Annotated in this window: 10 protein-coding genes; all 10 read left to right on the forward strand. The window is 63.7% G+C overall.

Going from position 1 to position 13,083, the window contains the following annotated elements:
- The first annotated feature begins 647 nt into the window (after window positions 1–647).
- Window positions 648–1,361 carry a protein TolQ gene (tolQ, locus tag OZ411_RS41255; protein WP_027579741.1) on the forward strand — a complete coding sequence of 238 codons (714 nt, stop codon included), beginning with the start codon at window positions 648–650 and terminating at the stop codon, window positions 1,359–1,361.
- A gap of 41 nt (window positions 1,362–1,402) precedes the next feature.
- Window positions 1,403–1,876, forward strand: coding sequence for a biopolymer transporter ExbD (locus tag OZ411_RS41260; protein WP_130583240.1), 474 nt, complete (start codon window positions 1,403–1,405; stop codon window positions 1,874–1,876).
- A gap of 29 nt (window positions 1,877–1,905) precedes the next feature.
- On the forward strand, window positions 1,906–2,886 hold the full coding sequence (locus OZ411_RS41265; protein WP_282532547.1) for a protein TolA: 981 nt from the start codon (window positions 1,906–1,908) through the stop codon (window positions 2,884–2,886).
- Window positions 2,887–2,930: 44 nt separating this feature from the next.
- The gene (tolB, locus tag OZ411_RS41270; protein ID WP_282532548.1) at window positions 2,931–4,286 is read left to right on the forward strand and encodes a Tol-Pal system beta propeller repeat protein TolB; all 1,356 of its coding nucleotides are present in this window, start codon (window positions 2,931–2,933) and stop codon (window positions 4,284–4,286) included.
- A 184-nt stretch (window positions 4,287–4,470) separates the two neighbouring features.
- A complete protein-coding gene (locus OZ411_RS41275; RefSeq protein WP_282532543.1) occupies window positions 4,471–6,795 on the forward strand; it encodes an EAL domain-containing protein in 2,325 nt (774 codons plus the stop codon).
- 164 nt (window positions 6,796–6,959) lie between these two features.
- Window positions 6,960–7,694: a hypothetical protein gene (locus tag OZ411_RS41280; RefSeq protein WP_282532544.1), complete on the forward strand. Its 735-nt coding sequence runs from the start codon at window positions 6,960–6,962 to the stop codon at window positions 7,692–7,694.
- 273 nt (window positions 7,695–7,967) lie between these two features.
- Entirely contained in the window at window positions 7,968–8,459 is a 492-nt protein-coding gene (pal, locus tag OZ411_RS41285) for a peptidoglycan-associated lipoprotein Pal (RefSeq protein WP_208828749.1), read from the forward strand.
- Window positions 8,460–8,597: 138 nt separating this feature from the next.
- Entirely contained in the window at window positions 8,598–9,662 is a 1,065-nt protein-coding gene (gene ybgF / locus OZ411_RS41290; RefSeq protein ID WP_282532545.1) for a tol-pal system protein YbgF, read from the forward strand.
- Between the two features lie 46 nt (window positions 9,663–9,708).
- Entirely contained in the window at window positions 9,709–10,728 is a 1,020-nt protein-coding gene (tilS, locus tag OZ411_RS41295; RefSeq protein ID WP_282532546.1) for a tRNA lysidine(34) synthetase TilS, read from the forward strand.
- A gap of 262 nt (window positions 10,729–10,990) precedes the next feature.
- Window positions 10,991–12,913, forward strand: a complete 1,923-nt coding sequence (gene ftsH / locus OZ411_RS41300; RefSeq protein WP_130579695.1) for an ATP-dependent zinc metalloprotease FtsH — start codon at window positions 10,991–10,993, stop codon at window positions 12,911–12,913.
- The last annotated feature ends 170 nt before the right edge of the window (window positions 12,914–13,083 follow it).

Consider the following 13,083-nt stretch of genomic DNA (forward strand, 5'->3'; position numbering starts at 1 on the left):
TACCCCCGTGCTTTTTGTTGCACGGGACCCACGGGTGCAACCAGCACCCGGCTTTCCCTGCGCCCTCTGTTGATTGAGAGGGTGAAACGAACGCAAACCTCGGGCAATCAATGCCGCGAGAACGCGGATTCACATCCCCTCCGCTGTTTGACACCTGAATCGGAACTCACCCCGTCATTGCGAGCGGAGCAATCCATACCTCCGCGCGCTGAGAGATGGATTGCTTCGCTCCGCTCGCAATGACGGCGTCCTCCCAGTTCAAGCCAGGAACGACAGGGGAGGGAACCCCGCCCCATCGGGTAACCGGCCGGATTTCCTGCATTTCCAGCCGTCAAAGCCGACTTTGGTAACCTCGCATTAACCACGGTTAGAGTCTGGTGAGGGGCGGAAATGACGGGCGAACAGCCCTTGTTTTGACATGTTGGCGGAGGAAGCAGGGCGCGGCCTTGGACGGCCCTCCCATGCGACAGATGAAAGCTTTTCGCGGCTGGCGCTTACCGCCGCGCTGGGCGCGCGGCTGCTAGGAGCGGCTCAAGCGAGGTGGAGACCGGGTCGCGTGAGGAAAACGCGTCGAAACGAAAATCCGGGACCGGCAGCCATTTGCTCCGGGAAGGACAAAGGATCTTTGCGTTGAAAGGATATTGCCGATGAATCCCGCCGACGTGGCGCAGGCAGCGCTGCCCATGGCCTCGAGCGATGTTTCGCTGATCGCGCTGTTCCTGCAGGCCCACTGGGTCGTGAAGGCGGTCATGCTCGGGCTGCTCGCCTGCTCGGTCTGGGTCTGGGCGATCGCGATCGACAAGATCTTCCTGTATTCACGCACCCGCCGCGCGATGGACCGGTTCGAGCAGGCGTTCTGGTCGGGGCAGTCGATCGAGGAACTCTATCGCACGCTGTCGGCCAAGCCGACGCAGTCGATGGCGGCCTGCTTCGTGGCGGCGATGCGCGAATGGAAGCGCTCCTTCGAGAGCCATTCGCGCTCCTTTGGCGGCCTTCAGATGCGGATCGAGAAGGTCATGAACGTGTCGATCGCGCGCGAGGTCGAGCGGCTGGAACGGCGGCTGCTGGTGCTCGCGACCGTCGGCTCGGCCGGCCCCTTCGTCGGCCTGTTCGGCACCGTCTGGGGCATCATGTCGAGCTTCCAGTCGATTGCGGCATCAAAGAATACCTCACTGGCGGTGGTGGCGCCGGGTATCGCGGAGGCGCTGTTTGCGACCGCAATCGGCCTGATCGCCGCAATTCCGGCGACTATTTTCTACAATAAGTTCATTTCCGAGGTGAACCGGCAGGCCCAGCGCCTGGAAGGCTTTGCCGACGAATTTTCCGCGATCCTGTCGCGGCAGATCGACGAACGGGCCTGATGAGGCGACCTGTGATGAACGCAAGCGGTGGGTTCTAGAGCATGGCGATGAGCATGGCGGGTTCGTCGGGCGGCGGTGGCCGCCGTGGCCGGCGCCGCGCCGCCGTGATGGCGGAAATCAACGTCACGCCGATGGTCGACGTGATGCTGGTGCTGTTGATCATCTTCATGGTCGCGGCGCCGCTGATGACGTCGAATATCGACATCGACCTGCCGATCGCGAGCGGCGGCAAGTCGATTGCCCAGAACACCCCGCCATTGACGCTGTCGGTCAAGCGCACCGGCGGGAGTTGCAATTCGAGCGTGGAACTCTATCTCGGGGACGCCTCGATCTCGGCTGCCGACCTCTTGCCCAAAATCAAGGCTATCCGGGAGACCCGATCGGATAACGATGCCGTGGTATATCTGCGCGGGGACAAGGACGTCTGTTACACGGATATGATGAAGCTCTTGGGCCAGATTCGCACCGCCGGCTTCAAGGCCAACATCGTCATCATCCCGGAGGGGGGATCTTGAGATCTTAAGCTGTGGCAGAGCAGGGTAAGTTGAAGGTCAAGGTCGACAAGACACTGGTGGCATCGATCGCCCTGCACGTCCTCGTGCTGGGATGGGGCCTCGTGTCGTTTTCGTCCAGGGCCTACGTCCTGCCGGACGAGGAGACCGTCGCGGTCGACGTCATTTCGTCCGACCAGCTTGCCCATGTGATGGCCGGCCAGAGGACCGGCAAGAAGGAAAATCCGAAGCCGCTGGTCGAGAAGGTCGCCGAGGCCAAGCCGGTCGACGACGCCGTCGGCAAGATCGAGGACAAGAAGCCGCCCATCGTCACCGACACCGCCCCGCCGCCGACCCCGAAGGTGGAAGAAAAGCCGGTCGAAAAGAAGCCCAATCCGCCGAAGCCGGTCGTCGAGAATAAACCCAAGGAAGAGCCGAAAAAGGAAGAGGCCAAGAAGGAAGAGCCAAAGCAGGAGCCGAAGCAGGCCGAGAAGAAGCCTGATCCCGTGAAGCCCGATCCGATCGCCGAGGCGATCAAGAAGGAAGAGAAGAAGCCGCCGCCGAAGCCGCAGCAGCAGGCCGCCAAGCCGCCGCCGGAGCAGAAGCTGAAGGAGCGCGTGTTCGACCAGTCGAAGATTGCAGCCCTTCTCGACAAGCGCGATCCGACGCGCCAGGCGGCGGCCGGCGACACCCTCAATTCGAACGCAGTGCTCGGCCTTGCCCATGGCAAGGCCGCCGACAATTCGGCGACCTGGGGCGCGATGTTCAAGAGCCAGGTGGAGCGGTGCTGGAAGAAGCCCTATGGCGGCATCGAGGCGCAGCAGACCGAGTCCGCCTTCGTGATCCGCCTGAAGCGCGACGGCACGCTGGAGGGCATGCCGGTGCCTGAGGGCACGCCGGGGACGCCTTATTTGCGCGTCTATCAGGAGAGCGCGCTGCGCGCGATCATCGAATGCCAGCCGTATAATCTGCCGGCGGCTTTCTTCGACGAATGGAAATATTTTTCGCCCGTGTTCACCGAACGAAAGACCTGAGCGCGATGTGCGCTCGAGGTCCCATGAAGCAAAGTTCGCCAACGATGACCAATCAGAACAAATCGTTTGAGACGTTTTTCCGCCCGAGCCGCCGCCAGATCATTTCCAGCATGGCCGCGCTCGGCATCGTTGCCGCCGCACCGCGCGGCGCATTTGCGCAGGCGCCGAAGCGCGTGCCGATTCCCGAGGGCGAATTCGCGCCATTGCCGATCGCGATCCCGAATTTCACGGCTGGTACCCCCGGGGATACCGAAGTCGGTGCCGGCGTCACCCAGGTCATCACCAACAATCTCAAGCGCTCGGGCCTGTTCGCACCGATCGACCAGGCCGCCTATCTCGAGAAGAACATCAACATCGACGCCGCGCCGAACTTCCAGAACTGGAAGTCGGTCAACGCGCAGGCGCTGGTCACCGGACGCATGACCCGGCAGAACAATGGGCGCGTGAAGGCGGAATTCCGCCTCTGGGACGTCAATACCGGCCAGCAACTCGCCGGCCAGCAATACGACACCTCGGCCGAATATTGGCGGCGCATCGCGCACATCATCTCCGACCAGATCTATGAACGGCTGACCGGCGAGAAGGGCTATTTCGACACCCGCATCGTCTTCGTCGACGAGACCGGACCGAAGGAGCGACGCGTCAAGCGGCTCGCGCTGATGGACCAGGACGGCGCCAATGTGCGCTACCTGACCCGCGGCTCCGATCTGGTGCTGACCCCGCGCTTTTCGCCGTCGACCCAGGAAATCACCTATATGGAGTTCGGCCAGGGCGATCCGCGCGTCTATCTGCTCAATATCGAGACCGGCCAGCGCGAGATCGTCGGCAATTTCCCGGGCATGTCGTTCTCGCCGCGGTTCTCGCCGGACGGCCAGCGCATCATCATGAGCCTGCAGCAGGGCGGCAACTCCAATCTGTTCGTGATGGATCTGCGCTCGAAATCGATGACGCGGCTGACCGACACGCCGGCGATCGACACCTCGCCATCTTTTGCACCCGACGGAACGCGTATCTGCTTCGAGTCCGACCGTGGCGGCAAGCCGCAGATCTATGTGATGGCGGCAAACGGCGGGCAGGCGCAGCGCATCTCCTTTGGAGACGGCAGCTACTCGACGCCGGTGTGGTCGCCGCGCGGCGACTACATCGCCTTCACCAGGCAGGGCGGCGGCCAGTTCGCGATCGGTATCATGAAGCCCGATGGCTCGGGCGAGCGGATCCTGACCTCGGGCTATCACAATGAGGGGCCGACTTTTGCGCCGAACGGGCGCGTCGTGATGTTCTTCCGCGATCCCGGCCAGGGACCGTCACTCTTCACCGTCGACGTTTCCGGCCGCAACGAACTGCGCGTGCCGACGCCGGGCTTCGCGTCCGATCCGGCGTGGTCGCCGCTATTGTCGTAAATTGCCGGGCTTTGCGGGTAACCATTCTCGTTAACCGGCAAATTTTTCCTAGTTCATTGAAATAGAAAGAGAATTTCCGCTGCATAAAACTCGAAACAAGGTCTTGGTAACGATATTCCCTCAGAAAGACTTCATCAGCGCTGGGTAAAACTGCACGTTACAACAGGACGTGTGTGCCCAGCTCATGCAGTTTGCCAATCAGACGGGAGAGTCGGACCGGCAGATGTCGCCAACGATCGCGGCTGCGCTGGTCGATTCCCTGTTCATGAATCCCGCGCCGATGATCTTCGGCGCCTTTGGCCCGGCCATCGCCGGCTCGGTGATCGCCGCCGTCACCGGCGACATCCTGATGTGGCTGTGCGTGCCGCTGTTCATCGTGGTGGGGCTTGGGCGCGCTCATCAGATGTACCGTTACCAGCAGCGCAACTCGCGGCTCACCGTCGCGGAGTCCGTCGGCTGGGAGCAGCGCTATCGGTTCGGCGCGGTCGCCTATGGCGTCGCGCTCGGCATCTGGGGGATAACCGTTCTGCTGCGAACCAGCGATGCGGCCGCCCACATGCTCTGCGTGACGACGGTGGTGGCCTATACGTCGGCTGGGGTTGGGCGGACATTCGGCCGCCCGCGGATCTTCCACCTGCATTTGCTGTTGTCCATCGGACCCCTGATCTTCGCGTTGTTCTATGTGGGCGGTGCCTATTACATCGCGCTTGCCCTCCTGAGCTTTGTCTTCTTCGTTTCCATCCGGCACCTGACATCCAGCCTGCAGCGGATCTACGTCAACGCATGGATCGCGAAGGAGCGGGAGGCGGCGCTGGCCGGCCAGTTCGATACCGCGCTGAACAACATGCCGCACGGCCTGTGCATGTTCCGCGACGACGGCGGCCTTGCGGTGATGAACTACCGCTTCAGCGAGATGATGGGCCTGCCGGAAGACCTTGTGCAGCGCGGGCTGCGCGCATCCGACATCATCTCGGCATGCGTGAGCGCCGGCTCGATCTCAGAGGCGAGCGGCAGGACGATCCTCGCCGAGATCGAGCACACCCAGATGCGGGTCGTGATCACGAGCGCCCCCGACCTGACCAACAACCGCGCGCTGTCGTGGACGTTTCAGGCGATGGCCGATGGTGGCACGGTTGTGTTGCTTGAAGACGTTACCGAGCGGCGCAATGCGGAAGCCCGCATCACCCATCTGGCGCGGTATGACGAACTCACGCAATTGCCCAACCGCCTCAATTTCCGTGACGAGATCGGTCGTCTCCTGGCGCGGCCGAGAGGCGGGCAGTTGTCGGCACTTCTGTTCATCGACCTCGACCAGTTCAAGCAGGTCAACGATACGCTCGGCCATCCCTGCGGCGACCAACTCCTCTGCGCGGTAGCCGGCCGGCTCCGCGAAATGCTGCGGCCGGAAGATTTCGTGGCGCGCTTCGGCGGCGACGAGTTCGTGGTGTTCCAGCAGGACATCAAATCACATGAGGACGCGGCCAGCCTTGCACGTCGCATTGTCGATCGGCTGAGCGAGCGCTACAAGATTCACAATCACCTGGTCGAGATCGGGGCCAGCGTCGGTATCGCCATGACCTCGCCGGGCGTCAGCGCCGACACGCTTTTGAAGAACGCCGATATGGCGCTCTATCGTGCCAAGGCCGACGGGCGCGGCACGTTCTGCTTCTTCCGCGACGAGATGGCCCAGATCGTCGAAGCGCGCCGCATCCTCGAACTCGACCTGCGCAAGGCGCTGGCGAACGAGGAGTTCGAGCTCTATTACCAGCCGCTGGTCAATCTCAAGACCGGCAGGATCACGACTTGCGAGGCGCTATTGCGCTGGAACCACCCGGTGCGCGGCACGGTCTCTCCGATCGAGATCATTCCGGTGGCGGAGGACATGGGGCTGATCGTCGATCTCGGCCGCTGGATTCTCCGCAAGGCCTGCATGGAATGCATGACGTGGCCTGAATCCGTCAGCGTCGCGGTCAATTTGTCGCCGCAGCAGTTCCATCAGCGCGACGTGCTGAGCGAGGTCCGCTATGCGCTGGAGGTTTCGGGCCTGCCGGCGCGACGTCTTGAGATCGAGATCACCGAGTCCTCACTGCTGCGCAATACGCAAGTGACGCACGACGTGCTGTCGCAGCTACATGCGCTGGGTGTACGGATCTCGCTTGACGATTTCGGCACCGGCTATTCGAGCCTGAGCTATCTGCACAACTTCCCATTGCAGAAGGTCAAGATCGACCGCTCATTCCTCGAAGGCATCGACACCGACCGACCGCTGACGCTTTTGCGTGGTGTGGCGCGGCTTTCCGCCGATCTCGGCATGTCCGTCGTGGTGGAAGGCATCGAGACCAACGAGCAGCTCGATCTCGTCAGCGCCGACGGCGCGGTGACCGAGGCGCAAGGCTATCTGTTCAGCCGCCCGGTACCTGCGGTGCGTATACGGCAACTCCTCAGCGCCTCTCATGGCCGCCGTCCGGAAGACTTGCTGAAGTTGGCATCGTCGCGGTCGATTGCCTGAGACCGTCCCTCTACCGGTAGCTCCGCGGTGCCACCGACGCATGGCTCGCGCGCGAGCCCCGCGTCGATTAACCGTATTGCCGCGATCCCTTTGCAATAAATTAAGATGCTGTTAATCTTTTTGACACGCGCAGAAGTTGCTCGAAGGTGTAAGGATTGAACATAATGCCCGCGGTGGAGGCCACCAGGCCGGCAAGCGGACGGCTTTCGGACCCGCTGGATCAAGTCGATTATCGCCTAGCGCAAACCCCAGCCGAAAAGGAAGATATCTACCGGCTCCGCTATCGCGCTTATCTGCGTGAACGCGCGATCGAACCGTCGGCGGACGAGCGCGTCGTGGATCAGTATGATGATGCCGCCAACGTTTGGACGTTCGGCGTGTACTTTAACGGCGAACTCTACAGCTCAATTCGCATCAACGTCGTCACGCCGGAGTGCCGGATCTCGCCCTCCGTCGACGTGTTTGGTGACGTGCTTCATCCCAAGCTTGATCAAGGGCTGGTCTTCATCGACTCGACGCGCTTTGTCGCCGATCCGGAAAAGGCGCGGACTGTTCCGGAACTGCCCTACGTGACGGTTCGGCTCGGATCGACGGCTGGCGTTCACTTCAACGCCGACTATGGATTGGCCATGGTGCGTCCCGAGCACATGGCGTTTTACCGTCGGGTGTTCCTGCATGAGGCTTGGTCCGAGCCGCGCATCCATCCGGGCCTCTTGAAGCCCGTCGGACTGATGGCCGCGCACTTGCCTGCGGTGCGTGAGCGGGTGCTCGCCCGCTACCCCTTCCTGCGTTCAAGTGCGTTCGAGCGGCGGATGCTGTTCGAGCGGGGGCGGGGTCAATCTGGTACCACTGATGTCCGGCCCTCCTTCGCGCAAGCGTCGATCGTTCCAAGTTCCTGAATAGTCCGGCTTCGCCCGAACTGTCGCAGAAGTCCCGCACTTTGCGCTGATTCTTCCCGGTAAAGCCGGGAAATCGGCGATTCCAGCCGCCTCCGCGCTTGTCTTCACCCTCGCGCCACATTTACAACCCATTAACCATCGGGGGCGCTTTTCGCCGTTTGTCCGCATTTGATCGGGTCTGGCAAGGTCCCATCAAGGTTGACGGAACGTTCGCTTAACCATCGCCCTGTAGATCGGATGAGAATTCGAAAACGTGAGCGTGGAGGCTCCGGAATGAAATACCAGATGCGAATCCTCCAGGGATTGAAGCTCGCCGCGGTGCTCGCGGTGGCGCTCTCGATGGGTGCTTGCGCCAAGAATAATCTCGGCGCCGAGGGCGCGATGGCGAACGCGGCGACCCCGGGCAGCCAGCAGGATTTCGTCGTGAACGTCGGCGACCGCGTTTTCTTCGAGAGCGACCAGACCGACCTGACCCCGCAGGCGATCGCGACCCTGGACAAGCAGGCGCAGTGGCTGCAGAGCTACAACCGTTACAGCTTTACCATCGAAGGCCATGCCGACGAGCGCGGCACCCGCGAATACAATATCGCGCTCGGTGCGCGTCGTGCCCAGGCGGTTCGCTCCTATCTCGCCTCGCGCGGCATCGATCCGAGCCGGATGCGCACCATCTCTTACGGCAAGGAACGTCCGGTGGCGGTCTGCAACGACATCTCCTGCTGGTCGCAGAACCGCCGTGCCGTCACGGTGCTGAACGCGAGTTCGTGAGCTTCCGAAGATTTCCGCGATTTGCCGCCGGCGCCGAGAGGCGCCGGTTTCGTTTGAACGTTGATTTGCTTCAGTCACAATTCCGGCGTACTCCCTGCATCAGTGTGGTTCCGCGTCGATTTTCGTCGTCAGGGCAAGATGTCATCCAGATTTCTTAGAGTTACGCGCGCCGCGGCGATTGCCGCGGGACTGGCTGTTTCCGCACCGGCCTTCGCACAATCCGACGATGCCGACCTCGAAATGCGGGTCCAGCATCTGGAGAACCAGCTTCGACAGTTGACCGGCCAGAACGAGGAACTGCAGTATCGTAACCGCCAGTTGGAGGAGCGCCTGCGTCAGCTCGGCGCCGCGCCGTCCGGCCCGGGCGGTGCGCCTGCGGCCACCCAGCCCGGCGTCGCCGCCATGCCGCCGGCCACCCCGTCTGCGCCGTCCTATCCGCCGCAAGGTGGCCAGCCGGCCTATGGACAGCCGCAGCAGGGATACGGCCAACCGCAGCCGGGTTACCGGCAATCGCAGGGCGGCTACGACCAGACCCAGATCGCGGCTCCCGCACCGATCGTGCAGGAGCCGGCCGCGCCAGCGGCAGGAGGGCGCCGCGGCCGCGGCGATGCCTTCGATCCCAACCAGAACCCGAACGCCCCGGGGGCGCCGCGCGCACTCGGTGGTGGCCAGATGCCGGTCTCGCCCGATGCCACGGTCGGTGCGCCCGGCGGACGCGGCGCGGGCGAACCGCTCGACCTCGGCAACACCAGCCCACGCAGTGCCGGCGCACCGGCAGGGGGCGGCGCCACCGCCGCGCTGACCACCTTGCCGCCATCGGCGACATCGAAGGACGAGTTCGACCTCGGCATCGGCTACATGCAGCGCAGGGACTATGCGCTCGCCGAGGAAACCATGCGGAATTTCTCCCAGAAATATCCGAGCGACCCCCTGATCCCGGATGCGCAATATTGGCTCGGCGAGAGCTATTTTCAGCGTCAGCAGTATCGTGACGCCGCCGAGTCCTTCCTCGGCGTGACCACGAAATTCGACAAGTCGGCCAAGGCGCCGGACGCACTGCTGCGGCTTGGCCAGTCACTGGCGGCGCTGAAGGAGAAGGAAGCCGCCTGCGCCGCGCTCGGCGAAGTGACGCGGAAATATCCGCGGGCTTCCACGGGCGTCAAAGCCGCCGTCGACCGTGAGCAGAAGCGGATCAAGTGCTAAACCGGTGCCGCTGGGGCCTTTCGGCTCCGCGATCGATGGCACCGCCATGTCTGATGACAATAGCGCGATTTCCGCGACCGAAGCCAAACGTCTGTTAGACGAGTGGAAGCGCGCGCCAGCGATCGTTCTGGCCGTGTCCGGCGGTCCGGACTCGGTGGCGTTGATGTGGCTCGCGGTGCGCTGGCGCCGGACACTCAAGCAGGGGCCGCGGCTGATCGCAGTTACCGTCGACCACGGCCTGCGCCCGGAGGCCGCGCGCGAAGCGCGTGAGGTCAAGCGCCTTGCCGGCACGCTCGATCTGCCCCATCAGACGCTGCGCTGGACCGGCACCAAGCCGAACAGCGGCCTGCCGGAGGCGGCACGCGAGGCGCGCTATCGCCTGCTGGCCGAAGCGGCCCGTGCGAGCGGGGCGACGCATATCCTCACGGCGCACACCCGCGACGACCAGGCCGAAACGCTTCTGATGCGGCTGTTGCGCGGCAGTGGCATCGCCGGCCTCGCCGCGATGGCGCGCGAGACCGAGCGCGAAGGGGTGAGGTTGGCGCGGCCGCTGCTCGCTGTTCCCAAGGCGCGGCTGGTCGCAACCCTGGAGAAAGCCAGGATCGGCTACGCGGTCGATCCGACCAATCGTGACACGGCGTTCACGCGTCCGCGGCTGCGCGTGCTGATGCCGGCACTGGCTGCAGAGGGTGGCGATGCCCGGAACCTGGCGCGGCTCGCGGCGCGGCTCGCCCGGGCCAATGCCGCAGTGGAAGTGCTGACTGATGGTGCCGAGCGCTACCTTGCGCTGCGCGATGGCGGTGCGGCGCCCGGATTCGATGCCGGGGCCTTTGTGGCCCTGCCCGAGGAGATCCGGCTGCGCCTGCTCAAACGCGCGATCGACCGCGTGGGCCATGAGGGATCGGCCGAACTGGGCAAGGTCGAGGCCCTGCTCACCGCACTCGATCAGGCGGTGATGCAGGGGACGGGCAAGCTGAAGCAGACGCTCGCCGGCGCGGTCATTGGGCTCGCCAATGGGCGGATCCGGGTCGAGCCGGCACCACCGCGCCGGAGCCGGGCCCGCTGATATTCAGGCGAATAGGAAAATTCCCGTCATATCCGCTTAACTACCCCCCTAAAACCCGGACGTTTGCGCCATTATTTGACCGGGAATCGGGTTAGGATGCGCTAAATAGTCCTGTGCAGTTCCCTTGGCATATACTCCCACGGCACCTAAATTGTATGCAGTCGCTGAAGGGGGGATTCCCAGGGATTTCCTGAAGTGCCTGCCCCAGGCCGCCCGAGGATAGTTTTGAGGCCGCGATCCGCGCGACCACGAAGGAAGATCAATGAACGCCAATCTGCGGAATTTCGCCCTCTGGGTCATTATCGTCTTGCTGCTGTTGGCGTTGTTTACGCTCTTCCAGAACCCGGGTCAGCGCGCGTCCTCGCAGGATATCTCGTTCTCGCAGCTCTTGAGCGAAGTCGACCAGGGCCATGTCCGCGACGTCGTGATCCAGGGGCCGGAAATCCATGGCACCTTCACCAACGGCTCGAGCTTCCAGACCTACGCGCCGAACGACCCGACGCTGGTGAAGCGCCTCTATGACGGCAAGGTGCAGATCACTGCGAAGCCGCCGGGCGACAACGTGCCGTGGTTCGTTTCGCTCCTGGTCTCCTGGCTGCCCTTCATCGCGCTGATCGGCGTGTGGATCTTCCTGTCGCGACAGATGCAGGGCGGCGCTGGCAAGGCGATGGGCTTCGGCAAGTCGCGCGCCAAGATGCTGACCGAGGCGCATGGCCGGGTGACGTTCGAGGACGTCGCCGGCGTCGACGAAGCCAAGCAGGACCTGCAGGAGATCGTCGAATTCCTGCGCGACCCCGGTAAATTCCAGCGCCTGGGCGGACGCATTCCGCGCGGCGTGTTGCTGGTCGGCCCTCCCGGCACCGGCAAGACGCTGATCGCGCGCGCGGTCGCGGGCGAAGCCAACGTGCCGTTCTTCACCATTTCCGGCTCTGACTTCGTCGAGATGTTCGTCGGCGTCGGTGCGTCGCGCGTGCGTGACATGTTCGAGCAGGCAAAGAAGAATGCGCCCTGCATCATCTTCATCGACGAAATCGACGCGGTCGGCCGTCACCGTGGTGCCGGCCTTGGCGGTGGCAATGACGAGCGCGAGCAGACGCTGAACCAGTTGCTGGTCGAGATGGACGGCTTCGAGGCCAATGAGGGCGTGATCCTGATCGCCGCCACCAACCGGCCCGACGTGCTCGATCCGGCGCTGCTGCGGCCCGGCCGCTTCGACCGTCAGGTCGTGGTGCCGAATCCTGACGTCGTCGGCCGCGAGCAGATCCTCAAGGTTCACGTCCGCAAGGTGCCGCTGGCGCCCGATATCAACCTGAAGACCATCGCGCGGGGCACCCCGGGCTTTTCGGGCGCCGACTTGATGAACCTCGTCAACGAGGCCGCGCTGACCGCCGCCCGCCGCAACAAGCGGATGGTGACGCAGGCCGAGTTCGAAGAGGCCAAGGACAAGGTGATGATGGGTGCCGAGCGCAAGTCGCTCGTCATGACCGAGGAAGAGAAGCTCCTGACCGCCTATCACGAAGGCGGCCACGCGATCGTCGGCCTCAACGTCGTCGCTACCGACCCGATCCACAAGGCGACCATCATTCCGCGCGGCCGTGCACTCGGCATGGTCATGCAATTGCCGGAGCGCGACAAGCTGTCGATGTCGCTGGAGCAGATGACCTCGCGTCTCGCCATCATGATGGGCGGCCGCGTCGCGGAAGAACTGGTGTTCGGCCGCGAGAAGGTCACCTCGGGCGCGGCCTCCGACATCGAGCAGGCGACACGTCTGGCGCGCATGATGGTCACGCGCTGGGGCCTGTCGGAAGAGCTTGGCACCGTCTCCTATGGCGAGAACCAGGACGAGGTCTTCCTGGGCATGTCGGTGTCGCGCACCCAGAACGCCTCGGAGGCGACGGTCCAGAAGATCGACTCCGAGATCAAGCGCCTGGTCGAGGAAGGTTACAACGAGGCGACGCGAATCCTCACCGAGAAGCGCGCCGATCTCGAAGCACTGGCCAAGGGCCTGCTCGAGTTCGAGACGCTGACCGGCGACGAGATCGTCGATCTCTTGAAGGGTAAGAAGCCGAACCGCGAGTCCGTGCTCGAGCCGACCACGCCGCGCGCCTCCGCCGTGCCGCCCGCCGGCAAGTCGCGCCCGCGCCCAGATCCGGACCCCGGCCTGGAGCCGCAGCCTCAGGCGTAAACGCGATCAGAGAGCAACACACATGAAAGCCCGGCCTCGCGCCGGGCTTTTGCTTTTTGATTGCTCCCGACCACGTTCCGTCGTCGTCCCGGGCTTGATCCGGGACCCATATGTGGACGGCCCCCGTGGCACAAGAGCTTTTGAGGTGATCGGATCGCTTGCATCCATAT

Source organism: Bradyrhizobium sp. Arg237L, from assembly GCF_029990105.1.
Lineage (GTDB): Bacteria > Pseudomonadota > Alphaproteobacteria > Rhizobiales > Xanthobacteraceae > Bradyrhizobium.